General features: G+C 73.1%; 26 protein-coding genes and 1 pseudogene. 15 read left to right on the top strand and 12 right to left on the bottom strand.

Annotated features, from left to right (window positions below; translation table 11 throughout):
* Nucleotides 1-526: 526 nt before the first annotated feature.
* A complete protein-coding gene (locus ACIRPK_RS28240) occupies nucleotides 527-1,480 on the bottom strand; it encodes an alpha/beta fold hydrolase (protein ID WP_403043284.1) in 954 nt (317 codons plus the stop codon).
* An 88-nt stretch (nucleotides 1,481-1,568) separates the two neighbouring features.
* On the opposite strand from ACIRPK_RS28240, the gene ACIRPK_RS28235 reads away from it, so the two are divergent.
* A complete protein-coding gene (locus ACIRPK_RS28235; protein WP_403043282.1) occupies nucleotides 1,569-2,351 on the top strand; it encodes a TetR/AcrR family transcriptional regulator in 783 nt (260 codons plus the stop codon).
* Nucleotides 2,352-2,731: 380 nt separating this feature from the next.
* Here the strand turns inward: ACIRPK_RS28235 and ACIRPK_RS28230 are convergent, their stop codons facing one another.
* Entirely contained in the window at nucleotides 2,732-3,583 is an 852-nt protein-coding gene (locus tag ACIRPK_RS28230; protein WP_403043280.1) for a LysR family transcriptional regulator, read from the bottom strand.
* 95 nt (nucleotides 3,584-3,678) lie between these two features.
* Here ACIRPK_RS28230 and ACIRPK_RS28225 point away from each other — a divergent pair, with 95 nt between their 5' ends.
* The 4 genes and pseudogenes from ACIRPK_RS28225 to rph all read left to right on the top strand — a co-directional run bounded on the left by ACIRPK_RS28225 (nucleotide 3,679) and on the right by rph (nucleotide 8,726).
* Nucleotides 3,679-4,410, top strand: a complete 732-nt coding sequence (locus tag ACIRPK_RS28225) for an SDR family NAD(P)-dependent oxidoreductase (protein WP_403043277.1) — start codon at nucleotides 3,679-3,681, stop codon at nucleotides 4,408-4,410.
* 116 nt (nucleotides 4,411-4,526) lie between these two features.
* Nucleotides 4,527-5,174 carry a hypothetical protein gene (locus ACIRPK_RS28220; protein WP_403043274.1) on the top strand — a complete coding sequence of 216 codons (648 nt, stop codon included), beginning with the start codon at nucleotides 4,527-4,529 and terminating at the stop codon, nucleotides 5,172-5,174.
* A 300-nt stretch (nucleotides 5,175-5,474) separates the two neighbouring features.
* Nucleotides 5,475-5,803, top strand: a pseudogene (locus ACIRPK_RS28215) (VOC family protein); the annotation flags it as partial.
* Between the two features lie 298 nt (nucleotides 5,804-6,101).
* Nucleotides 6,102-8,726 (top strand): rifamycin-inactivating phosphotransferase, encoded by a 2,625-nt coding sequence (rph, locus tag ACIRPK_RS28210; protein ID WP_403043271.1) that lies wholly within the window; start codon nucleotides 6,102-6,104, stop codon nucleotides 8,724-8,726.
* A 295-nt stretch (nucleotides 8,727-9,021) separates the two neighbouring features.
* Here rph and ACIRPK_RS28205 read toward each other — a convergent pair whose 3' ends face one another.
* Nucleotides 9,022-9,492, bottom strand: coding sequence for an SRPBCC family protein (locus ACIRPK_RS28205; protein ID WP_403043268.1), 471 nt, complete (start codon nucleotides 9,490-9,492; stop codon nucleotides 9,022-9,024).
* A 137-nt stretch (nucleotides 9,493-9,629) separates the two neighbouring features.
* On the opposite strand from ACIRPK_RS28205, the gene ACIRPK_RS28200 reads away from it, so the two are divergent.
* Both ACIRPK_RS28200 and ACIRPK_RS28195 read left to right on the top strand, forming a co-directional pair.
* Nucleotides 9,630-10,043 carry a nuclear transport factor 2 family protein gene (locus ACIRPK_RS28200; RefSeq protein ID WP_403043266.1) on the top strand — a complete coding sequence of 138 codons (414 nt, stop codon included), beginning with the start codon at nucleotides 9,630-9,632 and terminating at the stop codon, nucleotides 10,041-10,043.
* Nucleotides 10,044-10,136: 93 nt separating this feature from the next.
* On the top strand, nucleotides 10,137-10,559 hold the full coding sequence (locus tag ACIRPK_RS28195; protein ID WP_403043264.1) for a PPOX class F420-dependent oxidoreductase: 423 nt from the start codon (nucleotides 10,137-10,139) through the stop codon (nucleotides 10,557-10,559).
* Nucleotides 10,560-10,577: 18 nt separating this feature from the next.
* On the opposite strand, the gene ACIRPK_RS28190 is transcribed toward ACIRPK_RS28195, so the two are convergent.
* The 5 genes from ACIRPK_RS28190 to tdh form a co-directional block, all read right to left on the bottom strand.
* Nucleotides 10,578-11,477 carry a Gfo/Idh/MocA family protein gene (locus ACIRPK_RS28190; RefSeq protein WP_403043293.1) on the bottom strand — a complete coding sequence of 300 codons (900 nt, stop codon included), beginning with the start codon at nucleotides 11,475-11,477 and terminating at the stop codon, nucleotides 10,578-10,580.
* A 182-nt stretch (nucleotides 11,478-11,659) separates the two neighbouring features.
* Complete coding sequence (locus ACIRPK_RS28185; protein WP_403043261.1) at nucleotides 11,660-12,577, bottom strand: LysR family transcriptional regulator; 918 nt, start codon at nucleotides 12,575-12,577, stop codon at nucleotides 11,660-11,662.
* 578 nt (nucleotides 12,578-13,155) lie between these two features.
* Nucleotides 13,156-13,572, bottom strand: coding sequence for a hypothetical protein (locus ACIRPK_RS28180; protein WP_403043259.1), 417 nt, complete (start codon nucleotides 13,570-13,572; stop codon nucleotides 13,156-13,158).
* Nucleotides 13,573-13,951: 379 nt separating this feature from the next.
* Nucleotides 13,952-15,181 carry a glycine C-acetyltransferase gene (locus tag ACIRPK_RS28175; protein WP_403043257.1) on the bottom strand — a complete coding sequence of 410 codons (1,230 nt, stop codon included), beginning with the start codon at nucleotides 15,179-15,181 and terminating at the stop codon, nucleotides 13,952-13,954.
* Between the two features lie 23 nt (nucleotides 15,182-15,204).
* On the bottom strand, nucleotides 15,205-16,233 hold the full coding sequence (gene tdh, locus ACIRPK_RS28170) for an L-threonine 3-dehydrogenase (RefSeq protein WP_403043255.1): 1,029 nt from the start codon (nucleotides 16,231-16,233) through the stop codon (nucleotides 15,205-15,207).
* Between the two features lie 382 nt (nucleotides 16,234-16,615).
* Here tdh and ACIRPK_RS28165 point away from each other — a divergent pair, with 382 nt between their 5' ends.
* The 4 genes from ACIRPK_RS28165 to ACIRPK_RS28150 are packed head-to-tail and all read left to right on the top strand — an operon-like array spanning nucleotide 16,616 to nucleotide 18,783.
* Nucleotides 16,616-16,999, top strand: a complete 384-nt coding sequence (locus ACIRPK_RS28165) for a hypothetical protein (protein ID WP_403043252.1) — start codon at nucleotides 16,616-16,618, stop codon at nucleotides 16,997-16,999.
* Nucleotides 16,999-17,868 (top strand): transcriptional regulator, encoded by an 870-nt coding sequence (locus ACIRPK_RS28160; RefSeq protein ID WP_403043250.1) that lies wholly within the window; start codon nucleotides 16,999-17,001, stop codon nucleotides 17,866-17,868. Before ACIRPK_RS28165 ends, ACIRPK_RS28160 begins: the two co-directional genes overlap by 1 nt.
* A 37-nt stretch (nucleotides 17,869-17,905) precedes the next feature.
* Nucleotides 17,906-18,358, top strand: coding sequence for a roadblock/LC7 domain-containing protein (locus ACIRPK_RS28155; protein WP_403043247.1), 453 nt, complete (start codon nucleotides 17,906-17,908; stop codon nucleotides 18,356-18,358).
* A 50-nt stretch (nucleotides 18,359-18,408) separates the two neighbouring features.
* The gene (locus ACIRPK_RS28150) at nucleotides 18,409-18,783 is read left to right on the top strand and encodes a hypothetical protein (RefSeq protein ID WP_403043245.1); all 375 of its coding nucleotides are present in this window, start codon (nucleotides 18,409-18,411) and stop codon (nucleotides 18,781-18,783) included.
* A 56-nt stretch (nucleotides 18,784-18,839) separates the two neighbouring features.
* On the opposite strand, the gene ACIRPK_RS28145 is transcribed toward ACIRPK_RS28150, so the two are convergent.
* Nucleotides 18,840-19,343, bottom strand: coding sequence for a GNAT family N-acetyltransferase (locus ACIRPK_RS28145; RefSeq protein ID WP_403043242.1), 504 nt, complete (start codon nucleotides 19,341-19,343; stop codon nucleotides 18,840-18,842).
* Between the two features lie 118 nt (nucleotides 19,344-19,461).
* Here ACIRPK_RS28145 and ACIRPK_RS28140 point away from each other — a divergent pair, with 118 nt between their 5' ends.
* The 3 genes from ACIRPK_RS28140 to ACIRPK_RS28130 all read left to right on the top strand — a co-directional run bounded on the left by ACIRPK_RS28140 (nucleotide 19,462) and on the right by ACIRPK_RS28130 (nucleotide 22,345).
* A complete protein-coding gene (locus tag ACIRPK_RS28140) occupies nucleotides 19,462-20,679 on the top strand; it encodes a sensor histidine kinase (RefSeq protein WP_403043240.1) in 1,218 nt (405 codons plus the stop codon).
* A complete protein-coding gene (locus ACIRPK_RS28135; RefSeq protein WP_403043238.1) occupies nucleotides 20,676-21,353 on the top strand; it encodes a response regulator in 678 nt (225 codons plus the stop codon). The genes ACIRPK_RS28140 and ACIRPK_RS28135 overlap by 4 nt, the downstream gene beginning before the upstream one ends.
* Nucleotides 21,354-21,487: 134 nt before the next feature.
* On the top strand, nucleotides 21,488-22,345 hold the full coding sequence (locus ACIRPK_RS28130) for a carbon-nitrogen hydrolase family protein (protein WP_403043235.1): 858 nt from the start codon (nucleotides 21,488-21,490) through the stop codon (nucleotides 22,343-22,345).
* Nucleotides 22,346-22,450: 105 nt separating this feature from the next.
* On the opposite strand, the gene ACIRPK_RS28125 is transcribed toward ACIRPK_RS28130, so the two are convergent.
* The gene (locus ACIRPK_RS28125) at nucleotides 22,451-22,573 is read right to left on the bottom strand and encodes a hypothetical protein (RefSeq protein ID WP_403043233.1); all 123 of its coding nucleotides are present in this window, start codon (nucleotides 22,571-22,573) and stop codon (nucleotides 22,451-22,453) included.
* Nucleotides 22,574-22,654: 81 nt separating this feature from the next.
* Here ACIRPK_RS28125 and ACIRPK_RS28120 point away from each other — a divergent pair, with 81 nt between their 5' ends.
* A complete protein-coding gene (locus tag ACIRPK_RS28120) occupies nucleotides 22,655-23,185 on the top strand; it encodes a LysR substrate-binding domain-containing protein (protein ID WP_403043230.1) in 531 nt (176 codons plus the stop codon).
* A gap of 7 nt (nucleotides 23,186-23,192) precedes the next feature.
* On the opposite strand, the gene ACIRPK_RS28115 is transcribed toward ACIRPK_RS28120, so the two are convergent.
* Nucleotides 23,193-24,137 carry a hypothetical protein gene (locus tag ACIRPK_RS28115; RefSeq protein WP_403043227.1) on the bottom strand — a complete coding sequence of 315 codons (945 nt, stop codon included), beginning with the start codon at nucleotides 24,135-24,137 and terminating at the stop codon, nucleotides 23,193-23,195.
* Nucleotides 24,138-24,150: 13 nt separating this feature from the next.
* Entirely contained in the window at nucleotides 24,151-25,821 is a 1,671-nt protein-coding gene (locus tag ACIRPK_RS28110) for a serine/threonine-protein kinase (RefSeq protein WP_403043224.1), read from the bottom strand.
* Nucleotides 25,822-26,047: the final 226 nt, after the last annotated feature.

Below are 26,047 nucleotides of genomic sequence, written 5' to 3'. Positions count from 1 at the left end.
CCATGGTCTGTAGGTCCATGGCCCGACCATCGCCCCAACGGCCATGGTCAGTCAGCTACTTAGCTGAATAGGTCGAGGATCATGACCGAGCCCTGAATCTGCCGCCTGTGACCGTGGGGACTTCACGAGGGCGGTGCCCTGTGACAAGCCGGCGGGAACCAATGCGGCGGACGCCGACCGGGGAGTTGCCCGGCCGGTCGCGACGATCCCTCCGGGCGGTCCAGCACCGCCGGCCCCATACCCGCGCCGGGACCTTGACCCCGGGCCCGCTGCCAGGGCTCTCACCCACCCGGTCCGGCTTCGGTGGCTCGCAGCAGGGCCGTCATCCCGCGGGGCGGCCGCCCGGACCCGCTGAAGGGGGACTACGCAAGCACGGCGCGCGGTGCGTCGGCAGGTCTGACGCACCCTCACCCAGGACGAACGGCCGTGCGGCGACGGGGAACCTGAGCACGGAGAAGGTCGGCCGGCACCTCAACGGTCCGGCACGACGGCCACCGCACCCACGACGCCGGAGTGCACCGGACTGTCACTCGCCCACCGGCTGTCCGAGCACGTCCGCACCGCCCGACCGCCACTGACGGAACGCCATCTCGCCGACCTGGCGGGCGATGTCGGTCCACAGGGCGGCGGGGAGGTCGTGGCCGACGCCCGGGTAGGTCACCAGGCGGGCGCCGTCGATCGCCCGGGCGGTGGCGCGGCCCGCGCTGACCCGCAGGATCGGGTCCTGCTCACCGTGCAGGACCAGAGTGGGTCGGCGTAGCTCCTTGAGCCTGGGGCCGTGCCACTGGGCGCCGATCTGGCGGCTCTGCGCCTTGTTGTCGCGCGGGCCGCTGTCCACGTCGGCCTCGACCCAGGCGCGGGCCGCAGCCTCGTCGAAGGGGTGGCCGGGGGAGGCGATGCCGCGCCAGACGGCGAGGGCGGCCTCGATGTCGCCCTCGCGTCCCTCGGGGAACGTGGTCCGGGCGAGCTTGGCGAGCAGGCCGAAACGCAGGTGGCGCAGGACCCCAAGACCGGAGACGTCGCTGGGCAGGGCCGCCGAGGAGGTGACGCTGAGCACCCGGTCGGGGTGCCGCAGCGCGATCCGCTGGGCGATCGCGCCGCCCAGGGAGTGCCCGAAGACATGGGCTCGCTCCCAGCCGAGTTCGTCCATCACAGCGATGGCGTCGTCGGTCATGTCCTCGGAGGTGTAAGCGTCCCCGCGCTTGGCGAACAGGGCCTTGAAGGGGTTGGTGGTGGCGGTGTCCGGCATCCGGGTCGACTGGCCGGCGTCGCGCTGGTCGTAGCGGGCCACCGCGAACCCGACGTCCGCGAAAGCCCGGCAGAGTCCGGCCGGCCACCAGAACCGGGCGGTGGCCAACCCCATGATCAGCAGCAGCGGTTCGCCTTCGGAGCCCTTCAACTGGTCGAAGGCCACCCGCACGTCGCCGTTGCGCGCATACCGGGTCGGCGTCCACTCCTGCTGCGGCTGCATCTGGGGCATGTCGGCTCTCCTTCATCTACTGCGATCCATGTTCGCAGTTCATGCGGCCTAAGATACTGCATACACCGTTCGCAGAGAAGGAGAGGCCATGACCGAGCCGTCCGCCCACAGCATCTGGCTGCGCCCCGAACGCGCCGGACGTGGCCCGACGCCCGCGTTCGACCGCGACCGCATCGCCGCCGCCGGAATCGCCCTGGCCGACGCCGACGGCCTGCCCGCCGTCACCATGCGGGCCGTGGCGCTCGCTCTCGGGGCCGGGCCGGCCTCCCTCTACCGCTATGTGGCCACCCGCGACGAACTGCTGGAACTGATGATCGACCAGGTCAGCGGCGAGATCTCCTACGCCGGGCTCGGTTCCGGGCACTGGCTCGACGACCTGCTCGCCCTGGCCCGGCAGAGCAGGAGCGTCTACCTCGCGCACCCCTGGCTGCTGGACGCGACCGCCGCGAGGACCCCGGTGGGGCCGCACGCGGTCACCCACCTGGAGCACGCCCTGGCCGCACTGGCCGACGTCGACGTCAGCCCCCGGACCAAGCTGGAGGCCGTCGCGATCCTCCATGCCGTCGTCTCCACCCTGACCCGCGCCGAGCTGGTCCAGCATGTCGCCGGGCAGACCGTCCCGCAGTGGCAGCAGGCCCAGGCGGAATATCTCACCCAGGTCGCCCTGACGGGCCGTCACCCGCACCTCACCGCTGCCCTGACCGGGCAGCCGCCCGAGGCCGAGGACTCATCGGAAGCGCTCTTCGATCGCATCCTCACCCGCGTACTCACCGGGCTCCTCCAGCCCGACGACATCGGAGCGTCCGCTGTGCCCGGTCGCGCGAAGGCAGGGCCACCCCCGGTCGGTCCGGGGTCGACCGCAACCTCCTGACGCCTCACCTGGAGAGTCGTGCCCGAGCTCTCACCTCCAGCGACGCTTCACCCCCTCACGAATGACCATCTGCGGGAGTGGCAGCAGGCAATCCCGGCGGCACCGCGGACGATGCCCTGGCTGTGCCCGAGATCTGACCGGACGCCACACACAACAACGGCGGGAGTCGAGCCCCGAGAGCTTTCCACCGTCGAGCCCGCCGACCATCGCGTCCCATGCGATGTCTGATCAGCCAGAACCCCGACGCTGCTCGCCAAGTGGCGTGTCCGGTCACCGCCCTGGCGAGACCGGGAACCGAGAGGCGGCGGGCCCCCTGGTCCCTCCAGGCCGAGTCACCTGAGCCGGACACGACGGCCGGAGCCCGGCCAGGCGGATGGGAACTACCGGAGACGGGTCGCAGTCCGGACAAGGTCGGCGACGGCCCTGGACCGGCTGTGCGGCGGCCAGGCGATCACGGTGGTGACCTTCGGCGCGTCCAGCACGGGCACGGCGGCGAGGTCACCGGGGAGCTGGGCTCGGCACGACTCCGGCGAGACCGCGCAGGCCCGGCCGAGCGCGACGAGCTGCAACAACTGCGCGTGGTCGCGGACCTGCGGGCCGGGGCCGGGCGGGTAGGTGCCGTCGGGATCGGGCCAGCGTGGCAGGGGCAGGCCGGGCAACTCGGTGATGTCGGCCATGTGCACCTGGGACCGGACGGTGAGCGGATGCCCGGCCGGCAGGACCACCACCTGGCCCTCCGTGCCGAGTTCCTCGGTGTGGAACCCGGCCGTCGAGTCGAACGGCCGGTGCAGCAGCGCCACGTCGGCCCGGCCTTCGCGCAGAAGTCCTGCCTGCTCGGCCGGACCGCACAGGAGGACGTCGACGACGACCGCACCGGGTTCGGCGGCGTACGCGTCCAGCAGTTTCGCCAGCAGATCGCGGGACGCACTGGCCTTCGTGACCAGGACCAGGCCGGGCCGGCCGGTCGGTGGAAGGGCGGCGCGGCGGGTCCGGCGCTCGGCGGCTTCGACCGCGTCGAGGGCCGCCCGGCCCTCGACCAGCAGCACCGAGCCGGCTTCGGTCAGCGTGACGGCGCGGCTGGTCCGCTCCAACAGCGTTGCCCCGAGCCGGCGTTCGAGCTGCTGGATCGCCCGCGACAGCGGCGGCTGGGCGATCCCGAGCCGCTGCGCGGCGCGGCCGAAGTGCAACTCCTCGGCGACAGCGACGAAGTAGCGCAGTTCCCTGGTCTCCATCCGGCCACGGTACTCCGGATCGATACCTGGAAGGTATCGCTGCCCACCCAATCGGTCTTGGACCCCCGCCGGGGTCCGAGCGCAGCATGGTCCCCATGAGCGAACGAACGACTGCGCTGATCACCGGCGCGAACAAGGGAATCGGCTACGAGATCGCCGCCGGCCTGGGCGCCCTCGGCTGGCGCATCGGTGTCGGCGCCCGCGACGAGCACCGTCGCACGGCCGCGGTGGAGAAACTGCGCGCGGCCGGCGTGGACGCCTTCGGCGTACCGCTGGACGTGACCGACGACGCGAGCGCGACAGCGGCCGCACGGCTGATCGAGGATCAGGCCGGGCGCCTCGACGTGCTCGTCAACAACGCCGCCATCACCGGCGGCATGCCCCAGGAGCCCACCCGCGTCGACCCCGCCACCATCCGCACGGTCGTGGAGACCAACGTGATCGGCGTCATCCGCGTCACCAACGCGATGCTGCCGCTGCTGCGCCGTTCTGCCTCGCCGCGGATCGTGAACATGTCCAGCAGCGTCGGCTCCCTCGCCCGGCAGTCAGGGACCGCTGCCGAGCTGACGGCCGGTCCGGTGGCCGCGGCGTACTCGCCGTCGAAGACGTTCCTGAACGCCGTCACCCTCCAGTACGTACGGGAGTTGAGCGGCACCAACATCCTGATCAACGTCGGCTGCCCCGGCTACGTCGCCACCGACCTCAACGGCTTCCGTGGCGTGCGCACCCCCGAACAGGGCGCGGCGATCGCGGTCAAACTCGCGACCCTGCCCGACGACGGCCCCACCGGACAGTTCTTCGACGACGCGGGCGTCGTGCCCTGGTGACGTGCACAACCGCGAAGTGGTGCTCGCTCGCTCTCACGGAGGTGCGGATCTGCCGTGGATCGGACGTCAAGTCCGGTAGCCTGCGGGGAGGTTCGTGGTCGGCGGAGGGGGACATCGTGCTGCGTTCGGCGCTGGTCAGGGGCGGCTGGCTCGGAGTGGTGATGGCGGTGGGGATGGTCGGCTGTGGTGGTGGCGGGAGTACCGCCGCTCCGCCGCCGGTGCCGACAGCGGAGCGGACGGACGGACCCGGGCCGTACCAGCCGCCCCGGGGGCTGTGCGGGCAGCTCGACTTCACCGAGCTCGCCACTGCCGTGGCGACGCTCGACGGGGCGCCGGAGGGCGGGGAGACGGGGGCGAACCCGGCCGAGGCCAGTGGATCGGAGTGCAAACAGTCGCTGAGCGGGGGCGACGTGCACGGCCGGGTGGTGGTCCAGTGCAGTGCCTGGAAGGACACCGCCACCGCGATCCGGATGCATGGCCACTCCCGCACCACCGCGGTCGAGGTCGCGGGCGGGACGCTGACCGAGGAGCCGGGGCTGGGGAGTCAGGCGTTCCGCCTGGTCTCCTCGGAGGCGGGCCCGTGGAAGTCGGATCTGCACCTGGTCGTCCGGGACGGCAACCTCGACTGCGAGCTCAAGACCCAGACCGGGAAGCCGATGGACGCGCTGGGCAAGGACCTCGCGTTCGCCGCCATGGACGCGACGGTGAAGGCTGTGCTGCCGAAGCTGCGGTTGCCACTGCGCCCGTCTCCGAGCGTGTCGTGAACCTCGCGGCCGGGCCCGGGCGGCCTCCGATCGGGCCCGACCCCGGACAGCCTCCGCCTCCACCGGCATGGCCGGGATCAGGCCGCCCGGCTCGGTCCGGCTCGAACTGAACGACCGCTGGATCGCGGAGGTCGGTGAAGGATCTGGCGGCGGTCTAAAGCCGCCATCTCTCACGGTCCACAGGTGGCGGTCCACTCGTCCGGTTGGTCCCAACTCGGTGATGGGGAAGACGAAGTACTGACAGTGGCCACGTTGAACGTGCACGGATTCGCCCTGGCGAACGTGGCCAACCCGGGCGCCGTGGTGGTCGACTGTGCAGATCCGCGGGCCCGGTTACGGGGCCGAGCGACGGCCTGGGCCCTGCACGAGGCCACCGACGATCATGCGCCGCCGTGCTCCGTCCAGGGTGTCGTGTCGGCCCCTACCTCGAACTCCTCCGCACGCCCGACGCGAAGCCGACGCCGGATCGGGTCCATCTCGATCTGCTGCCGTACCCCGACGACGACACGTCAGCGGAGTCGGCCCGGCTGCGGGCCCCCGGTGCCACCGATCGCGACCTCGGCCAGGGCGATGTCCCGTGGACCTGCGTGGCCGACCCCGAGGGCCACGAGTTCTGCGTCCTCGCCCCGCACCACCGGCAAGGGCTGCCACCAGGGCCAACAGCAAAGGCAAGGAGAACGCGCTCCTTGCCACTCCCACCATATAGCGCACCCCGGGGCTTGCCACAAGCCCCCGATCATGTCGCAGAATCGTCGGCCGAAGCCACCACCTGCGGAAATGAGTCTGTTGTTGTCGAGGCATGGAGAGCGTGACGAGGTCGGATCGACCGGGACGCGCCCGGTCGGGGGATTCGACGGAGTCGGCGGCGCCGGTGATTCGATCAGGTACGGCAGGACAACGGAGCGCGGCCGCCTCGGAGGTATCGCAGTGAGTGAGCAGTACGTGCTGGATCTTCAGGAGCTCGACGCCACGCGGGTCGCGGACGTCGGCGGCAAGGCCGCGCACCTGGGCGAGCTGTCGCGGATCGAGGGCATCAGGGTGCCGGACGGCTTCTGCGTGACCACGGACGCCTTCCGGCGGGTCATGGCGGACGCACCGGCGATCGACGACCTGCTCGACGAGTTGGCACGCCTCGGCCCGGACGACCGGGAGGCGGTCCGGGCGCTCGGTGCGCGGATCCGGCGGACCGTCGAGGAGACCGTCGTCCCAGACGAGCTCGCGGCGGCGGTCACCGCCGCACTCGTCCGGTTCGGCGCGCAGGGTGCCTACGCCGTCCGGTCCAGCGCGACGGCGGAGGACCTGCCGACGGCCTCCTTCGCCGGCCAGCAGGACACCTACCTGAACGTCGTGGGGCCGGCGGAGATCCTCCGGCACGTCAGCCGGTGCTGGGCCTCGCTGTTCACCGAGCGGGCCGTGACCTACCGTCAGCGCGGCGGGATCGACCACCGTACGGTCCGGATGGCCGTGGTCGTGCAGCGGATGGTCCTCCCGCAGGCGTCCGGCGTCCTGTTCACGGCCGACCCCGTCACGGGCCACCGGAAGGTCGCCACCGTGGACGCCGGTTTCGGCCTGGGCGAGGCGCTGGTCTCCGGCCTGGTGAACCCGGACGTCTTCAAGGTGCGGGGCGGCGAGGTCGTCGACCGGGCGATCGCCGCCAAGCGAATCGCCGTTCAGCCGCTGCCGGGCGGCGGTACGCGGGAGGTGGCGATCGGCCCGGAGCAGCAGGAGCAGCCCGCGCTGACGGATGCTCAGGCCGTCCGGCTGGTGGAGCTCGGGCGGCGGATCGAGGCACACTTCGGCCACCCGCAGGACATCGAGTGGTGCCTGGCCGACGACGACTTCCGGATCGTCCAGAGCCGGCCGATCACCACGCTGTTCCCGGTCCCCCGGAGCGACGACCGGGAGCACCACGTCTACGTGTCCGTCGGGCACGGGCAGATGATGACCGACCCCATGAAGCCGCTGGGGCTCTCGATGTGGCAGTTGACCGCCATGGTGCCGATGCACGAGGCCGGCGGGCGGCTGTTCGTCGACGTCGCCCCGCGACTGGCCTCGCCGGTGAGCCGGGCCGGCCTCCTGGAGGTCCTGGGGCGGGGAGATCCGCTGGTCAGGGACGCTCTGGAGACCGTCCTCGAACACGGCGACCTCGTACCGTCGCTCCCGGACCCGAGCCCCGGTGGGGACCCGGCCGACCCCCCGGCCGACCACCCGTCCGACGAGTCCGAGCAGGACCCGGCCCGGACCGACCCGGCCGTCGTCGCCGAGCTGATCGAGCGCAGCCGGGCCTCGGTCGCCGCCCTGGAACGCGGCATCCGCAGCAAGACCGGCCCGGCCCTGTTCGACTTCCTGTTGGAAGCCTTCGAGGAGCACAAGCGCGTGCTCAGCGATCCGCTGAACATCCAGGCCGTCATGACCGCGATGGAGGCCACCTGGTGGCTCAACGACAAGCTGCAGGAGTGGCTCGGCGAGAAGAGCGCGGCTGACACGCTCACGCTGTCCGCCCCCGACAACATCACCTCGGAGATGGGGCTGGAGCTGCTCGACGTCGCGGACGTGATCCGCCCCCACCCGGAGGTGGTGGCGTTCCTGCAGGGCGTCCAAGACGACGGCTTCCTGGACGAGCTGCCGAAGCTGGCGGGCGGGACCGAGGCGCGTGCCGCCATCAAGGCGTACCTCGACCGCTACGGCATGCGCTGCGCGGGTGAGATCGACATCACCAGGCCCCGATGGCGCGAGCGCCCCGGCACGCTCGTGCCGGCGATCCTCGACAACGTCCGGAACTTCGAACCGGGCGCTGCGGAGCGGCGGTTCGAGCAGGGGCGGCAGAAGGCGCAGCAGAAGGAACAGGACGTGCTGGCCCGCCTGCGGGCCCTGCCGGACGGGGACCGGAAGGCCGACCGGACCAAGCGGATGATCGACCAGGTGCGGGCCTTCATCGGGTACCGGGAGTACCCGAAGTACGGCATCATCAGCCGCTACTTCGTCTACAAGCAGGCCCTGTTGGCGGAGGCCGGCCGACTCGTGCAGGCCGGGGTGCTGACCGAGCGGGAGGACGTCTTCCACCTCACCTTCCAGGAGTTCCACGACCTCGTGCGTTCACGGCAGTTGGACGACGGGCTGATCGAGCGGCGCGAGGAGGCGTTCCGCTCCTGCCACGCGCTCACCCCGCCCCGGGTGCTGACCTCCGACGGCGAGGCCCTCAGCGGGGCGTACCGGCGGGACGACGTGCCGGACGGCGCGCTGGTCGGCCTACCGGTCTCCGCCGGGACGGTCGAGGGGCGGGCCCGCGTCGTCCTGGACATGGCGGCGGCAGATCTCGAAGCGGGCGACATCCTGGTCACCACCTTCACGGACCCCAGCTGGTCACCGCTGTTCGTCGGCATCGCGGGCCTGGTGACGGAGGTCGGCGGCCTGATGACCCACGGCGCGGTGATCGCCCGGGAGTACGGCCTGCCGACCGTCGTGGGCGTGCAGCAGGCCACCCGGCTGATCCGGGACGGGCAGCGGATCCGGGTGCACGGGACCGACGGGTACGTCGAGCTGCTGCCCTGACCGGTCGGTACCCGTGGTCGGGCCGCCCGGCAGCTCGAAAGCAGGCACGCCTTCGGCGGCCGGACGGCCCGACCATCACTGCGCCACGCTCCCGCGCCGGCCGGCACCGAGCGGGCCGACTGCCTCGGGGCCGGGTCGTCAGACTCCGAGGTCGGTCGCGCGACAGGTGGGGTGTTGCCCCGTGGCGGCCGTTACAGGTCCATGCGGGTGATCGTGATTCAGACCACGGTCCGCAGGCAACTCGTTCTCGGGGCGGTGGTCAGGCCGCCTCCGTCGGGCACGGCCTGACGCCGGATCAGGACGCCGGGTGGTGGTCGGGCACGGCGTTGAGCTCGATGCCGTGCTCCAGCAGGGCTTTCAGGGCGCACAGCGCTGTGGTGAATCCCCCGACGGTGTCGTTCACCCAGCGGACGGCGGCCTCCGCCGAGCCCTGGAATCCGGTCTCCGCGACCTCGACGAAGGTGGCCCCGGCCGCGTGCGGGGTGAACCGCAGCTCGACGGTGGTCGGCTGCTCGTAGGTGCCCCACGCGAACCGGATCAGCCGCCCCTCCTGCACCTCCTCGACCCGCACGTCGACGGCGGCGCCGTAGGTCTCCCACTCCCAGCGCAGCTCGGCCCCCGCGACCATCGGCCCGCTGCTCCCGCTGTACCAGAACCGGGTGGTCACGGCCGGGTCGGCGAAGGCACGGAACACCTCCTCGGCGGGCTTGCGCACGATCATGCAGGCGTACGCGGCGGGGGCCGGCGCGGGGACGGGGTTCTCCATGGGCACGATCATGCACCGCCGGCACCACGACAGCCACGGCGTTGGCCCGGTCGGACCCACGGGTGGAGACGGCGCTCCCGGGCGGCTCGCTGTGATGGGCTGGCCTTCCGTGCCCGAAGCGAAGCCCAGGAGCAGCCGTGTCCCGAACGCCGCAGGAGATCTTCCAGAGCTACGTCCACGCTGGGACCCTCTCCCGGAACGCCGACGCCCTTGCCGAGAGCTTCACCCCGGACGGTGTCCTGGAGGCGCCGCTGCTGCCTGCCGGCGGCCGCTTTCCCCGCCGGATGGCGGGCCGCGAGGAGATCCGCCGCGCGATGGCGGCGTACTACGAACGCCAGCCGAAGGACGGCCCCGTCCCGAACCTCGAGAAGACCGGCTACGTGCTGCACACCACCGCCGATCCCGACGTGTTCATCGCCGAGATCGACACCGTCTTCGACGGAGCCGACGGCGGGGAGGACGTGACCGTCTCGCTGGTGCAGATCTTCCGGGTCCGGGACGGGAAGATCGCTCGGCTGCGCGACTACTTCGCGCCCGAGCTGCTCGGCTGAGGGAGCCCACCGGACAGCCGCCGTCCGCGCTTGACCTCAAGCGGACTTCACCTTCTACCGTGGGGAGCCGGCGGCAACGGGACGGAGACGGTGATGGCACTGACCGAGCAGGAGCGGGCGTACCTGGCGGGGCAGCCGGTCGGGCGGCTGGCGACGGTGGGGCCGGACGGGGGGCCGCAGGTGCGGCCGGTGTCGTTCCGGCTCAACCCGGACGGGACGGTGGACATCGGGGGGCCGAAGCTCAGCGAGAGCCGCAAGTACCGCAATCTGCAAGCGAATCCGCAGGTGTCGTTCGTGGTGGACGACTTCGCCCCAGCGGACGACCCGGTGGCGCCGGGGTGGGGGCGCGGGGTGGAACTGCGGGGCCGGGCCGAGCTGTTGACGGGGGTGGCGCCGCCCCAGGCGGCCGGGTTCTTCAGTGCCGAGGTGATCCGGATCCATCCGAAGCGGGTCATCAGCTGGAACCTGGCGCACCGGGGCAACACCTCCCGCGACGTCGACGGGTCCGCGTCCTGAGCAGCGCCCGCGAACGCGTCAGCGGGTCTGCTCTGCCAGCTCGTTGACGATCCGCTCGCACAGCTCGTGGGTGCGCAGCGCGTCCCGGGCCGACAGCACCTTGCCCGCCCGGACGGCGTCCAGGAAGCCGACCACCACCTGCTCGATGCCGCGCTGCCTGGCCACCGACACCCAGTCGCCCCGGCGCCGTACGGTGGGCTGGCCCCGGTGGTCGATCACCTCGGCCAGGTTGTGCACGGCCCGCTTGGAGTCGCCGCCGGAGACCTCGAGGATCTCCTCGGTGGAGCCGGAGAGCCGGTTCATGATGCCGAGTGCGGTGAAGCCGTCGCCCGCCAGGGTCAGCACCACGTGCTCGACCAGGCCGTCCCGGATCCGGGACCGGACGTCGACGTGCTCGATCTCGCCGGGGGCCAGGAACAGCAACGTGTCCACCACGTGGATGAAGTCGTCGTAGACCAGGGTGCGGGCGGCCTCCGGCAGGCCCTCCCGGTTCTTCTGCAGCACGATCAGGTCGCGCGGCCGCTCCCTGGCCATCAGGTAGCCCGGGGCGTGCCGCCGGTTGAACCCGACCATCAGCGAACGGTTCTGACGCTCGGCCAGGTCGACCAGTCGGCGGGCGCCGTCCAGGTGGTAGTCGAGCGGCTTGTCGACGTAGACGTCGACGCCCGCTTCCAGCAGCGCGGTGACGATCGGCACGTGCTGGTCCGTGGTGGCGTGCACGAAGGCGGCCCGCAGCCCGCTGTCGATCAGCTCGCCGAGGTCACCGTAGCGCTGGGTGATCCGGTAGCTGTCGCCGATCCGGTCCAGCTTGGCCCGGTCCCGGGTCATCAGCCGCAGGTCCAGGCCGGGCAGCGCGGCGAGCACCGGCAGGTACGCCTTCTGGGCGATGTCGCCGAGGCCGATCACCCCGACCGGAATCGGCTCGGTCGCAAGGTCCGGGACGTGCTCGCTCATCGGGGTGCTCCAACCGTTCGTCCAGCGGCGGCGCCACGCCGTCGTGGTGCCCGGCCACGCTCAGCAGCATATGCCAGAACGGGTACTGATCAGTCAGGACGAGCACCGGGCGGTCCCCTTGACCGGGGCGGGGCGGCGCCGGGGCCTCACTCCACCGCGAGCGGCGCGGCGGCCGAGGTCAGCGCCGCCAGCACCGGACGGATCAGCGGGTGCCGGTCCGCCCCGGTCCGGACCGCCGCGAACACCTTCCGGGTGGCCAGCGCGCTGTCCACCGGCCGGACCGCCACCGCCGCCAGGTCGGTCCCGCGCAGGGCCGAGCGCGGCACCAGGGCGACCCCGGCGCCGGCCGAGGCGAGGGCGACCACCGCGCGGAAGTCGTCCGAGGAGTGCACCAGCCGGGGCTGGAAGCCCGCGTACTCGCAGGCCAGCAGCACCACGTCGTGGCACGGGTTGCCGGGGTAGGGGCCGATCCACGGTTCGGTGGCCAGCTCGGCCACCGCGATCGGCCCGGCGCCCGCGGCCAGCGGGTGGCCGAGCGGCAGCACCGCGTCGAACGGCTCGGCGTACAGCGCCACCCGGGTCAGCCGTTGGTCGTCGGCCCGGGGAGCGCCCCGGTACTCCACCGCCACCGCCAGATCCGCCCGGCCGTCCAGCACCATCGGGACGCTGGCGTCCCCTTCGGCGTCCAGCACCCGGAGCCGTACGCCCGGGGCGGTCCCGGCCAGCACACCGATCGCCGGGGCCAGCACCAGCGCGATCCCGGTGGCGAACGCCGCCACCGTCACCTCGCCCGCGACGCCCTCCCGGTACGCGGCGAGGTCGGCCTCGGCACGCTCCAGCTGGGCCAGCACCAGGTCGGCGTGCAGCAGCAGGATCTCGCCCGCCGCGGTCAGCCGGACCCCTCTCCCCTCCCGCGCGAGCAGCTCGTGGCCGGTCTCCTGCTCCAGCGCGGCGAGCTGCTGGGAGACGGCCGACGGGGTCAGGTAGAGCGCGGCGGCGGCGGCCGTCACCGTCCGGTGGTCGGCCACGGCCCGCAGGGTCCGCAACCGTCTTGCATCGATCACGCCCCCTATTCTGCCAGCGCGCCGACCACAGCCGGAAACCCGAATGCCTCCGGCCGGCCGGTCCACCGCCCCGGTCGGAATCCGGCCACCCCCCGGAGCGGCTGACCGAAAGCCGTCCCTCCCCAGCTGTCCCGCGCCGTAACGGAGTTGTACCAGGACGCCCACGGCCGTTCCGTTGTCGGCCCCGACTACTACGCTACGAATGACGACACACCGTCAGAACGCGGCCGTTCGGAGCGGGGGCCGGGGGCCGTCCACGCACCGACCGGCCGAGGGTCCGCCCCGCCGGTACCGGACACGCCCCCACAGCGGGCCAAGGTCCGGTAGTGGTAACCGAGTTCCGTGTGTATCGTCGCGTTCTGCGATCACGGGCCGACCACCAGCAGCTGGGGGGCAGCAGCAATGGCACTGGAGCTACCTTCGGAATTGACGTTCGTACTGAAACTCCTCGGGGTCGACTGGCCCCAGGCGAATGAGGACGAGCTGACCAGACTGGCCGACCAGCTGACCAAGCTGGCCTCGGCCATCGACTCCACCCAGATGGCGGCCGACAAGGCGCTCGCCAAGCTCGGTGAGGTCTACCACGGCGAGTCCGCCGACAAGCTGGCCGAGCTGTGGGGGACGATCTCCAAGTACTCCGGCATGGTGGTGGAGGTGCTGGGCACCGCCGCCACCGCGATCAAGGCCGCGGCCCTGGTCATCCAGATATGCAAGGGCCAGGCGCTGGTCCAACTGATCAACATCCAGGCCCAGTTGGCGGCTTCCTCGGCCACCTTCGGGCTGAGCACGCCCGCCATCATCGCGGCCGGCCGGGAGATCATGACCCGGATCCTGGACGAGGCGGTCTCCCGGCTCGCCCACGAGCTGGCCAAGCCGATCGCCGACCTGGCGGACACCGTGATCGCCAAGGTCCTCGGCAGCGGTTCCGGGAGCGGCGGTGCGGGCCAGGGCTTCGGCGTCGACGTGGCGGCGATGGCCCAGTGCGCGCTGGACATCCGCAAGCACTCCGACGACGTGGACAGTGCGGGCAGCTCGTTCCGCAACGTGGTCGACAGCCTGGACGTCGGCAAGCCCGGTGACGCGTTCGGCAAGCTGGCCATCGCGGTCGCAGAGGAGGTCGCCAAGAGCGTCGGCACCGAGGTGCTGAACCGGATCCTCAACTCGTTCCGCGGCACCGCCGACAAGATGGACACGGTGGTCCGCAACCTGTCCGAGAACGAGGACACCCACACCCAGCAGATGAACGGCGGCCTGTCGCTGCTGAGCACCTCGTTCGGCAAGGGCCCGACCGGCCCCACCCAACTCACGGGTGGAGCCGGCGGCAGGACCGGCGGCGGGGCTCAGCTCGACCCCGGCCTGTCGGCCTTCGACGCGCTACGCCCCAAGCTCGGCGGCATCGGCGGCGGTGGCGGCGGCAAGCTCGGTGGCAAGCTCGGTGCGGGCGGCCACGAAAGCTTCGACAGCGCGCTCAACGTCCTCGGTGGAGTGCGCGGCGGAAAGCTGAACCCGAATTCGGGCCTGCCCGTGGGGAACCACGGGGAAGGAGAAGCCGATCACGTAAACCCCGCGGTCCAGCAGCAGTTCAGCCAGCCGACCAGCCTGGGCCGCGTCACCAACCATAACGGGGGCAATGGGGTGCTCGCCCGGAAGGATGTCGAATCCGGCGGCGGTCATCCGGGTCCGGAACAGAGCCGTGTTGGCGGCCAGCCGGTCTCGCAGGTTCCCGGAATGCTCAATCAGGTCCAGCACGGTCAGGGAGGCGGCGGCAATCACGGGGGCCAGGGAGTTGGAGAAAAGGTACGGGCGGCTGCGCTGGCGCAGCAGCGCAACAATCTCCGCTCGCGCCGCGACGTACCCCCCGGAAGCCCCACCGAGCGCCTTGCCGAGGGTCCCGGTGATGATGTCGACGCGGTCCATGACCCCGTGGAGTTCGGGAGTGCCGCGCCCGCCTTCGCCGATGAAGCCGACAGCATGTGAGTCGTCGACCATGACCATCGCGTCGTAGCGCTCGGCGAGGTCGCAGATCTCCCGGAGCGGGGCGATGTAGCCGTCCATGGAGAAGACGCCGTCGGTGACGATGAGCCGGCGGCGGGCGTCCTGGCTGTCCTGGAGCTGCTTCTCCAGGTCGGCCAGGTCGCGGTTGGCGTAGCGGTACCGGCGGGCCTTGCAGAGCCGGATGCCGTCGATGATCGAGGCGTGGTTGAGCGCGTCCGAGATGACCGCGTCGCGGTCGTCCAGCAGGGTCTCGAAGACGCCGCCGTTGGCGTCGAAGCAGGAGGAGTACAGGATGGTGTCCTCCTGGCCGAGGAAGCCCGAGAGGCGCTCCTCCAGCTGCTTGTGGACGTCCTGGGTGCCGCAGATGAAGCGCACCGAGGCCATGCCGTAGCCCCAGCGGTCCAGCGCCTCCTTGGCCGAGGCGAGCACCGCGGGGTGGTCGGCCAGGCCGAGGTAGTTGTTGGCGCAGAAGTTCAGCACCTCCCCGCCGCCGGTCACCGTGACGGCGGCGTTCTGCGGGCTGCCGATGACCCGCTCCGGCTTGAACAGACCGGCCTCGCGGATCTCGGTCAGGGTCGCGGCGAGGTCGTCGCGGACGTTGTCGAACACAGGGGCTCCTACCTGAGGGAGGGTCAGATGGTCCAGTCGAGGATGATCTTGCCGCAGCGGCCGCCGGCGGCCTCGTCGAAGGCGGCCTCGAAGTCGGCTGCGGCGTACCGGCCGGTGATCACCGGGCTGAGGTCGAGACCGCCCTCCAGCAGCACCGACATCGCGTACCAGGTCTCGAACATCTCCCGGCCGTAGATGCCCTTGATGGTGATCATCGACGTGACGATCGAGGCCCAGTCCACCGCGAACTGCTCGGCGGGCAGGCCGAGCATGGCGATCTTGCCGCCGTGCGTCATGTTGGCGATCATCGACTGCATCGCCTCGGGGCGGCCGGACATCTCCAGGCCGACGTCGAAGCCCTCCCGCATGCCGAGCTTGCGCTGGCCCTCCTCGATGGAGGTCTCGGCGACGTTCAGCGCGAGCGTGACGCCGACCTCGCGGGCCAGGTCCAGGCGGTACGGCGAGACGTCGGTGATCACCACGTTCCGGGCGCCGGCGTGCTTGGCGACGGCGGCGGCCATGATGCCGATCGGGCCCGCGCCGGTGATCAGCACGTCCTCGCCGACCAGCGGGAAGGAGAGCGCGGTGTGCACGGCGTTGCCGAACGGGTCGAAGATCGCGGCCACGTCCAGGTCGACCGGCACCCGGTGCACCCAGACGTTGGAGGCGGGCAGCGCGACGTACTCGGCGAACGCGCCGTCCCGGCCGACGCCCAGGCCGATCGTGTTGCGGCACAGGTGGCGGCGCCCGGCCAGACAGTTCCGGCACTTGCCGCAGACCAGGTGGCCCTCGCCGCTGACCAGGTCGCCGACGTTGACGTCGGTCACCCCGGCGCCGATCTCGGCCACCTCGCCGACGAACTCGTGACCGAGCGTCAGCGGCGTGCGAATGCTCTGCTGGGCCCAGCCGTCCCAGTTCCGGATGTGCAGGTCGGTGCCGCAGATCCCGGTCCGGAGCACCTTGATCAGCACCTCGGCGGGGCCGATCACGGGCTTGGGGACGTCCATCAGCCAGAGTCCCGGCTCGGCCTTCTGCTTGACGAGTGCCTTCACGGCGACTGCTCCTGACGCACGGTGGGACGGTCTGGGCTGCCGACGGCCTGCTCCGGATCTTCACCGGGGCCGCACGGCACTGTGCAATCTGCCTGCTGGGCGCGGCTGCGGTCCATCGAGGAATTCTTAACGGCCGCCACAGTTCGGCTTCACGATCGTCCCCGAGCCCATGCCCGGCGTCCCGCCGACGCTCCGTCAGTTCCGCTGGAACGTGCGGAAGGTGCCCTCTATCAGATTCGGGCATATGCCCGAGGAATATGCCTGAATCCGACCCACGATCGGATGGACCGGGCTAGCGTTACGTCCCGCAAAGGTTACCGCCCGTGAGCGCGGGGCCAACAGGCGCGCCCTGCCACGGGTGCGACGGGAGGGAAACGGACCGGTGCCGGGAATTGATGACTGCCTTGCCCAGGCGATGACCGTACCGGGTGCCCTCGGGGTCAGCCTGGTCGACTGGACCAGCGGCCTGGCGCTCGGCACCGCCGGGGAGGGCCCCGGCGGCGACCACGAGGCCGGGGCCGCCGACGCCACCGAGCTGGCCCGGGCGGTCACCCAGAGCGCGTCCTTCGTCGACCCGGCCGCCGGCACCGCGCCCGCCGAGGACCTGATCCTCAGCTCGGCCGCCGCCTACCACCTGGTCCGCTTCCTGGAGACCGACTTCGACAGCAGCCTGATCCTCTACCTCCGGCTGGACCGCGAGCGCGCCAACCTGGCCCTGGCCAGACTCCGACTGGCCGCCATCGCCGAGCAGTTGGTGCTGGACTGATGACCCTCACGCTGCCCGCTCCCACCCTCCGGCTCCCGCACCGGCGCCGGTCGGGCCGCTCCCCCGCCGGTCCGGTCGAGACCGCGCTCGCCGACCTCGCCGCCGCCCGGGCCACCGGCACCCTGCGCGGCAGCGCGGGCGCCCTGCACCTGGCCGACGGCGCGGTGGTGGCCGCCGACAGCCCGGCCACGCCCGGCGTCGAGGCCCTGCTCACCGGCTGCGGGCGGCTCACCCCACGGCAGTGGGCCACCCAGCTGGCGGCCTGCACCGGCTCCGGCCGGACCTTGGCGGAGCAGCTGGTCGGGGCCGGCCACGTCAGCCACGGCGAGCTCCAACTCTGCCAGCTGACCGCTCTGTTGGACGCCGCGTACGTGGTGCTCAGCCGCTCCGGTGGCGAGCCGGACTTCGTCCCGGGCCACACCCCGCCGCTGGTGCTGGCCCGGCCGGTGAGCGTCCGGGAGCTGCGGGCGGCGGTCGGCCGCAGGCGGGCCCTGCTCGACCGGGTCTGGCCGTCCCCGCAGGTGGACACGGCGGCCGTGCGCCGCCGCCCGGGCTCCGTGCCGCGCGGCTGCACCCGGCGCCGGCAGGCGGTGCTGGAGGCCGCCGACGGGCACCGCACGCCCGCCGAGATCGCGCTGCTGCTGGGGCGCTCCGCCTACGGCACCGTGCTGGACGTCCGGCACCTGGCCGCCCGGGGGCTGGTCGAGACCCCGGCCGCCGCCGTACCGCCCCAGCGGTCGGCCGCCGCACCGGCGGCACCCTCCGCCCCACCACCGCAGAGATCCGCCGCCCCACCGGCGTACGACCCGTCAGATCCGCACGTCGCCCTGCTGCTCAGGATCCGAGCCGGCCTGGAGGCCCGACTGTGAGTGTTCCGCCCGTCCGTACCGTCCGCCCGATCGAGTCATGAAGCGCACCTTGCGACAGTTCACCGGCCGTCGGCCCCCCGTCCTGATCGATCCCGAACTGCTGGCCGGCCCCGGCCTGCTCGACGAACTGAGCGGGCTGCGGGCCAGGGTCCCGCACCTGACCGGCAGCCTGGTCGCCACCACCGACGGCCTGGTGGTCGCCCACGACACCCGGGGTCTTGAGCCGTCCGGGGTCGCCGCGCTCACCGCCGCCGCGCTCGGCGTGGGGGCCCGGCTGGCCGAGGCCACCGGGCAGGGCGAGTTCCGCGAGCTGCTCACCCGGGGGGAACTCGGGTACACCGCCACCTACGCGGCGGGCAGCTACGTGGTGCTCACCCTGCTGGCCGGGCCGGACGCCAACATCGGCCGCCTGCACCTGGAGGCCCGCCGGGCCGGGCGGCGGATCGCCGAACTGTCCGACGCCGTGCTGGCCCGCCGGGACCGCGACTGACCTCCGAACCACCCGTCCCGAACCTCACCACCGCGAAGGAGAGCACCACCATGGCCAACACCGAGTCCGCCCTCAAGGACGTCATGAGTTCGATCGACGGCGCCATCGGCGTCGCCCTGGTCGACTACAACAGCGGCATGGCGCTGGGCACCCTGGGCGGCACCGCCGAACTCGACCTGAACGTGGCCGCCGCCGGGAACACCGACGTGGTCCGTGCCAAGGTCCGCGCGCTGGAGCTGCTCAACCTCAAGGAGTCCATCGAGGACATCCTGATCTCGCTCAACACCCAGTACCACCTGATCCGCCCGCTCACCGGGCGCTCGGGCAAGGGCCTCTTCCTCTACCTGGCACTGGACCGCAGCCGGGCCAACCTCGCCATGGCCCGCCACCAACTCAAGCGGATCGAGGCCGAGTTGGAGGTCTGACCGACCGGGCCCGGCTCCGGCCGCAGGCTCCCCCCTGCGGCCGGAGCCGGCCGGCCTCACGGCAGTCGCCACCTGACCTCGCCGTCCTGCCACTCCTCGGTCGGCAGCAGCCCGGCCGCGCGCGCGACGGCGGCGGACGCCCGGTGCCCGGGGTGGACGTGGGCGAGCACCGTCCGCACCGACCGCTCGCCGAGCCAGCCGACCAGCGCCCGGGCCGACTCCACCGCGAAGCCCCGCCCCTGCCAGGGCGTCCCCACCAGCCAGGCGATCTCCGCGACGCTCCCCGCCGGGTCCGTCGTGACGGTCGCCTGCACGGTGCCGACCAGGTGGTCAGGACCGTCCAGCCGGAGCACCCAGTTCAGCCAGCCGACCGCCGGGTCCGGCGAGCCCGCCGTCATCCGCCCGTACCGCGCCCGCAGGTCCCCGGGGCTCAGCGGTTCGCCCCCGATGAAGCCGTGCAGGTCGGGGTCGGACAGCACCTCGGCCATCTCCTCGGCGTGCTCGACCAGCAGCGGGAGCAGCGTCAGCCTGGTGGTCCGGACGGTCTCGGCGATGATCACTCGGTCTCCTGTTCGGGTGGGTGGCAGCAGCGTACGCCGCACCCGGGGCGGCCAGGGCGGCCGCTCTTCCCCCGATCGGGGGAGGTCGCCGCCGGACCGCTCGGCAATACTGACGATCATGATCAGGGGAATCCGGCCGCTACTGCGCGGCTCAACGTATTCGGGTGTGCTGTTCGCCTCCTTCGGTGCGGCGGCGAGTCTTGCGCTGCTGCCCTTCGCGGTGGTGCCGTCGCTGGCCTGGCCGAGCGCCCCCTACGGGGTGCAGGCCGTGCTCTGCCTGCTGCTCTGGGCGGCGCTGACCGGGGTGATCGGCCTGGCCAGGAGCACCCGGCGGGCGCTGGTCGCGTCCGCCCGGCGCCTGTTGGCGGTGCCGCTGCCCGCCCCTGCCGCGACCGGCCCGACCGGCGCGGACCGCTGGCGGACCCCGCTCTGGCTGGTGCTGCAGGTGGCCCTGGGGTGGACGGCGCTGCTGCTGGGCGGCGGGCTGCTCGCCATGGGCGTGGCCCTGCCGGGCGACTGGACCCGATCCGAGGCGGGGGTGACCCTGTTCAACTGGTCGGTGCAGATCTCGGGCGGCTGGAGCTGGGTGGCGGCGGCCGCCTGCATCCTGCTGGCGCTGCTGGTGTGCGTGCTGGTGACGAACGCTCAGCGGTGGCTGGCACCGCGGCTGTTGGGCCCCTCCTCGGCGGAGCGGCTCGCGCTGGCCGCCGAGCGCGAGCAGCAGCTGGCCGAACGCAACCGGCTGGCCCACGAGTTGCACGACTCGATCGGGCACACCCTGACGGCGGCCACCATCCAGGCCGCGGTGGCCGGCGAGGTGCTCGCGGCCGACCCGGCGGCGGCCCGGGCCGCGCTGCGCAGCATCGAGGAGTCCACCCGGGCCGCGCTGGAGGACCTCGACTACGTGCTGGGCGTGCTCCGCGAGGAGCAGGCGGGGACGGCGCCGACCAGGACCCTGGCCGACCTGCCCGAGCTGCTGGACCGACTGCGCCACGCCGGGGCGGTGGTGCAGCCCGAGCTGTCGGGCGACCTGACGCAGGTGCAGGGGACGCTCTCCCGGGCGGCGTACCGGATCCTCCAGGAGGGACTCACCAACGCGCTGCGGCACGGGGCCGGCGGTCCGATCGCGGTCCGGGTGGCGGCCGCGCCGGACGGACTGGAGCTCAGCGTGCTGAACCGGACCGGGACGGGCCCGAGCGCCTTCCCGACCTCCGGCCACGGCCTGCCCGGGCTGGCCGAGCGGGTACGGCTGCTGAACGGCGAGTTCGAGGCCGGCCCGGACGGGGCGGAGCACTGGCGGCTGGCCGTCCGACTGCCGGTTCGGCAGTCGGCGTGACCGGCCCCGACCCGGACCCGGGCGTCACGCTGCTGATCGCGGACGACGACGCGGTGACCCGCAGCGGACTGCGCACCCTGCTCGCGGCCCAGCCGGGGATCACCGTGGTCGGCGAGGCCGCCGACGGCGTCGAGGCGGTCGAGCTGGCCCGGCGGCTGCGGCCCGACGTGGTCCTGATGGACGTCCGGATGCCGCGCCGGAACGGGATCGAGGCCACCCGGCAGCTGCTCGCGGACTCGGCCGAGCCGCCGAAGGTGGTGGTGATCACCACCTTCGAGAACGACGGCTACGTGACCGCCGCGCTCGGCGCCGGCGCCAGCGGCTTCGTGCTCAAGCGGCTGCCGGTCCGGCAGATCGCGGAGGCGGTCCGGGTGGCGGCGGCGGGCGAGGCGGTGCTCTTCCCGGCGGCGCTGCGCCGGCTGGTCTCCGCCCGGCCGCTGGCCTCCGCCCAGGCCCTGCCGCAGGCGGCGCTGACCGGGCGGGAGGAGGAGGTGCTCCGGTTGATGGCCACCGGTCTGTCCAACCTGGAGATCGCCGGGTCGCTCACGGTCAGTCAGGAGACGGTGAAGACCCACGTGGGGAACGTGCTGACCAAGCTCGGCGCGCAGAACCGGACCCACGCGGTGGTGCTCGCGTACGAGTCCGGCCTGGTGGTACCGGGGCTCCCGGGCTGATCCGCCCGGACGGCCTGGGCCCTGGGGCCTGTCGTCGAACTCCCGTCGTCGCCCGGAGGGCGGCCCTGCGGCGAGTGCGTGCCAGGCGTCGGGGGCAGCCGGGAGTTTGACGACAGGCACTAGGCTGGCCTTCCATGAGCGATCTTCCCGCCCTGCCGTCCACCGTTCTCACCCTGAGTGCCGGTCAGGCCGCCTGCGCCGCCCTGGACATCGCCGCCAACGTCGCCACCGCCGCCGAGCTGGTCCGGCGGGCCGCCGACCAGGGCTCCGCGCTGCTGGTGCTGCCGGAGCTGTTCCTGACCGGCTACGAGCTCGACGGCATCGTCGCCGACCCGGACACCCACACCCTCGACGCGGGCGACGCCCGACTCGACCCGCTGGCCGGCGCCTGCGCCGACACCGGGACGGCCGTGGTGGTCGGCGCCCCCACCCGTCACCACTCCGGCGGCCAGCTGCGGATCTCCGCCCTGGTGCTGGGCCGGGACGGACGCTTCGTCGCCCAGTACGACAAGCAGCACGTCACCCCGAACGAGCGCGCCGCCGGATTCGCCCCCGGTACCGAGGGCTGCACCCTCACCCTGGACGGCTGGCGCCTGGGCCTCGGCATCTGCTGGGACCTGGGCTACCCCGAGCACGCCCGGGCCGCCGCCCTGGACGGCGCCCACGCCTACCTGCTGGGCGCCATGCTCGGCCGGGGCAGCGGCGCCCACCAGCGCGCCACCCTCCTGCCGGCCCGCGCCTTCGACAACACCAGCTACACGCTGCTGGCCAACCACTGCGGCGCCGGCGGCCCCTACCAGGGCTGCGGCGGCAGCGCGGTCTGGAACCCCGACGGCACCCTGCAGACCGAGGTGGGCCCGGACGGCCCCGCCCTCGCTACCGCCCGGCTCTCCCCCACCGCCCTGGCCCGGGCCCGCGCCGACGATCCGGTGCTGACCGACCCCTCGCTCACCGCCCCGGTGCGCCCCCGGACCTCGGCCACCCTCGACTGACGGGCCCGGCTCCGACCGGGGGGGGTCGCGCCGGGGCACCGCTCAGCCGTGGGGGAAGCCCCTGCGGCGCCCCGACGCGAGTCGGTGGACGGTCGACCGCAGGCGTTACCGCCTGCTGAGCGTGACGGTGTCGGCGAACCGGTCCCGGCGCAGGACGTCGATCCGAACCCCGGTGGCCGGGTCGCCGAAGGACTGTCCCGGCCCGTACGCCGCCAGGTCGAGCGGCATGCAGCCGGCCGGCGGCGTGGCGCCGGGGTTGCCGTTGACGACCTGGATGGGGCCTTCCCCGGTCGGGACCGCGACGTCGCCGTGGTCGGCGACAGCCCCGGCTTCGAACTGGCCCCCTGCCCCGGCGTCGCGCTGCACCCGATCGCCAGCGAGCCGCTGTTCGTCGCCCTGCCGGCCAGCCACCGGCTGGCGGTGCGGGACGCGGTGACGCTGGACGAACTCGCCGACGAGGACTGGGCGTCGCCGCACCCCGACGACGACCGGATCCGGGAGTACTGGTCCACCACCCTGCTGGCGACCGGCCACCGGATGCGCACCGTCCACGAGGTGGAGGGGCGGCTGCTGCTGGAACTGGTCCGTGGCGGCCACGCGGTGAGCCTGTGCCAGGCCACCTTCGAGGAGATCCCCGGCATCGCCGTCCGGCCGATCGTCGGCAACCCGCTGTGGTACCGCCACCTGCTCGCCTGGCACCGCGCCGGGCCGGTGGCCCACCTGGGTCCGACCCTGGTCCAGCACGTCGGCGAAGCCCAACGAGCCGTCGGCGCCCGCAGTTCCGCCTACCGGCGCTGGCTGCGCGACCACCGCCCCGAGCCCGACCTGCGGGCCGGGTGACGGGTGGTCAGGCGCAGTCGTAGGTGAACGAGACGGCCGCCGTGTGGGTGTCCGGGGCGAGTACCTCCAGGGTGGCGGTGGCGTCCATCGAACCCTGGCCGTGGAAGGACCAGCGGAGCACCAGCTCGGTGCTGCGGTGGCCCCGGGCGATGTGCTGGGTGAGCTCGCCGGAGTCGGTGCCGTCGCTGCGGCGCCAGCGGTAACCCAGGTCGCCGCCACCGCCGTCGGTGGCCAGGACGGCCCGGATCACCTGGGTGCCCTCGCAGCCGAGCGCCGCCGGGTCGGTCTCCATCGCGACCGAGTCGACCGCCATCGGGCGGCCGTACTGCTGCCAGGCCCAGTACCCGAGGGCGGCCAGCAGCGCGAGCAGCAGCGGCAGGATCAGCCACCGCTTCCAACGGCGCCTACGGGGCGGCTCGGCGGTGCCGTGCCAGACCGCAGCGGCCTGCGGCGGGACCCCGGGGCCGAACCGGCGCAGGCCGTCCGGCTGGGCCGGGACCGGCGCGACGGCCGGGGCCACCCGCCGGGTCGGGTCGTCGGCACCGGCGGGCGGCGCGGCGGCGGGCCACACCTCGGGGTCGAGGAAGGTCGCGCTCTCGAACGGGGTCGGCTCCGGCGGCAGCCGCAGCTGCACCGTGCTCCCGGCCGGTGGCGGGCCGAGCCGGACGGTGCCGAACGGCTCGTCCTGGTTCAGCCGGACCGTCAACTCCTCGTTCAGCGCGGCCGTTTCGGCTTCGATCCGCAGCTGGACGGTCGCGTTCGGCCCGGGCGGCGGACCGGCGAGCCGGACGGTCTCCGTCGGTGCGGCGGTGGGCTCGGCGGGCTGAGCGGGCTTCTGGCGCCGCACCGGGCCGAGGGCCACCACGGGTGCGGGTGCGGGTGCGGGCTCCGGGTCGGCCGGCTTGCCGAGGCGCACGGTACGGTCCGGTTCGGACGCCGGTGGAGTGGTCATGGCTGTCCTGCTCTCAGCGGGGCGGGTTGCAAGTGATGGTGTCCAGGGTGAAGGTCGAGCCCTGCCCCCGGCCGGCGGCCGGCGTGCTGGCCAGCCGGACGGTCAGCGACCGGGCCGCGCCGAACGGCATCGAGTCGCTGAACTTGACGCTCCGTTGGCCCTTGGGCAGCGCGACGGTGTGCGTGACCGGGAGCCTGGACACGCTGCTGGTCCAGGTCAGCGTCAGGGTGCCGTCGGCGGCGCCGTCGGTGCTGACCGTGCCCGAGACCGTCATGTACGAAGGCGAGCAGCTCGCCGAGCCCGCGATGTACGCCACCTGGAGCGGCGGCCCGGGCGGCGTGACGGTCGGCGTGGGCGTGACGGGGGGCGGCGGCGGTGCGCTCGCGGACCCGGTGGCGGTCGGCGTCGGGGCCTTCGTGCTCGGGCTCGACTTCGGCGGCGCCGCCACCGTCGCCGAGGCCGAGGCGCTCGCCTCCGCGGACGCCGAGGCGGAGACCGACGGCGAGGGTGACGGGGACTCGGAGACGGTCGGGGCGGGGGTCGGTGACCCGGTGTCGGCCGGCGAGGATCCGCCGCCCGCCCCGAGCGTCGTGGTCGCCTTGGGTGCGGCCACCGCCGTGCTCCCGCCCGAGCCGGTGGCACCCGCCACCGCGACCCCGGCCAGCGCTCCGGCCACCAGCACCACCCCGACGCCCGCGCTCAGCAGCTTGGCCCTGGTCCCGAACCGGGCCGGGCCGGCCGCCACCTGACCGATCGTCGTGGTCGCGAACGACGTGCTGCCCACCGAGGGCGCGCCGCCGTACGGCAGCAGCCCGGGCAGCAGGGCGACCAGGGCGGCCAGCCGGTGCCGCCCCCGGGCCTCCCAGTCCGGCCCGTACGCGGCGCCCGCCACCGCCTCCAACTGCTCGATCAGCAGCGCGGCGCCGTTCGGCCGCTGCTCCGGCGTCTTGGCCAGCCCGGCCAGGATCAGCGGGCGCAGCGCCTCGGGCGCCTGCTCGGCCGGGATCTCCGCCTCGGTGTGCTGGACCGCCAACTCCATCAGCGTGGTGCCCGCGTAGGGCTTGGCCCCGGTCAGGCACTCGAAGAAGGTGGCGGTCGCGGCGTACACGTCGGTGGCGGGGGCGGCGGGGCGGCCGGCCCACTGCTCGGGCGCCATGTAGGCGGGGGTGCCGGCGATCGTGCCGGTGTCGCCGACCCGGAGCGCGATGCCGAAGTCGACCAGCTTCGACGCACCGTCGGTGGCGACCAGCACGTTGCCCGGCTTGTAGTCCCGGTGCACCACCCCGGCCCGGTGCGCGGCGACCAGGCCGAGCAGCGAGCCCTTGAGCACGGTGAGGGCGGCCTCCGGACCGGTGGCGCCCTCGGCCCGCAGCAGGTCGCGCAGCGAGATGCCGTCGACCAGCTCCATCACGATCGCGGCCCCGTACGGGCTCTCCACGTACTCGTAGAGCCGGGCCACGTACGGCGAGTCCAGCCCGGCCAGCAGTTCGGCCTCGGCCCGGAAGCCCTCGTGGTCGGCCGCCGCACCGGAGAGGTACTTGACCGCCACCGGCGTACCGGTGGCCCGGTGCCGGGCCAGTACCACCCGGCCCGCCGCGCCCGCGCCGAGCTCGCGCCCGTGCTCGAAGTCCGGCAGCTCCCACCGCTGGTCCTGCGGTCCTGCCTTGGTTATCGCATCGTCCATCTGTCCCACCCCGAGAACTCGACCCACACCGCATGCTGGCCACCGAGAGTGACGCGGCTGACGGCCGACGGGTTCCGGCCCGCGGGCGATGATAGGTCACAAGTCCACTGCTCCGTGTACTTCTTACCGGATCGACCGGCCGCTCGCACAGACGGGCGAAGGATGGTTCGTGGTCACTGTCCGTCGCCTGCGGCGCCCGGCACCCGAAACTCCGTTGCCCGGCGCC

The organism is Kitasatospora sp. NPDC101801, from assembly GCF_044766665.1.
Taxonomy (GTDB): Bacteria; Actinomycetota; Actinomycetes; order Streptomycetales; family Streptomycetaceae; genus Kitasatospora.
The sequence above is the reverse complement of the archived record's forward strand: the minus strand, read 5'-3'. Positions and strand labels throughout refer to the sequence as shown.

Excerpts from the sequence above, each read along its gene's own strand:
- ACIRPK_RS28240 (WP_403043284.1), bottom strand. The coding sequence starts at position 1,480 with ATGCCCCAGATGCAGCCGCAGCAGGAGTGGACGCCGACCCGGTATGCG.
- ACIRPK_RS28235 (WP_403043282.1), top strand. The coding sequence starts at position 1,569 with ATGACCGAGCCGTCCGCCCACAGCATCTGGCTGCGCCCCGAACGCGCC.
- ACIRPK_RS28230 (WP_403043280.1), bottom strand. The coding sequence starts at position 3,583 with ATGGAGACCAGGGAACTGCGCTACTTCGTCGCTGTCGCCGAGGAGTTG.
- ACIRPK_RS28225 (WP_403043277.1), top strand. The coding sequence starts at position 3,679 with ATGAGCGAACGAACGACTGCGCTGATCACCGGCGCGAACAAGGGAATC.
- ACIRPK_RS28205 (WP_403043268.1), bottom strand. The coding sequence starts at position 9,492 with ATGGAGAACCCCGTCCCCGCGCCGGCCCCCGCCGCGTACGCCTGCATG.
- ACIRPK_RS28195 (WP_403043264.1), top strand. The coding sequence starts at position 10,137 with ATGGCACTGACCGAGCAGGAGCGGGCGTACCTGGCGGGGCAGCCGGTC.
- ACIRPK_RS28180 (WP_403043259.1), bottom strand. The coding sequence starts at position 13,572 with ATGTCCAGCGCGCACTGGGCCATCGCCGCCACGTCGACGCCGAAGCCC.
- ACIRPK_RS28160 (WP_403043250.1), top strand. The coding sequence starts at position 16,999 with ATGACCCTCACGCTGCCCGCTCCCACCCTCCGGCTCCCGCACCGGCGC.
- ACIRPK_RS28155 (WP_403043247.1), top strand. The coding sequence starts at position 17,906 with ATGAAGCGCACCTTGCGACAGTTCACCGGCCGTCGGCCCCCCGTCCTG.
- ACIRPK_RS28150 (WP_403043245.1), top strand. The coding sequence starts at position 18,409 with ATGGCCAACACCGAGTCCGCCCTCAAGGACGTCATGAGTTCGATCGAC.
- ACIRPK_RS28140 (WP_403043240.1), top strand. The coding sequence starts at position 19,462 with ATGATCAGGGGAATCCGGCCGCTACTGCGCGGCTCAACGTATTCGGGT.
- ACIRPK_RS28130 (WP_403043235.1), top strand. The coding sequence starts at position 21,488 with ATGAGCGATCTTCCCGCCCTGCCGTCCACCGTTCTCACCCTGAGTGCC.
- ACIRPK_RS28125 (WP_403043233.1), bottom strand. The coding sequence starts at position 22,573 with ATGCCGCTCGACCTGGCGGCGTACGGGCCGGGACAGTCCTTCGGCGAC.
- ACIRPK_RS28115 (WP_403043227.1), bottom strand. The coding sequence starts at position 24,137 with ATGACCACTCCACCGGCGTCCGAACCGGACCGTACCGTGCGCCTCGGC.
- ACIRPK_RS28110 (WP_403043224.1), bottom strand. The coding sequence starts at position 25,821 with ATGGACGATGCGATAACCAAGGCAGGACCGCAGGACCAGCGGTGGGAG.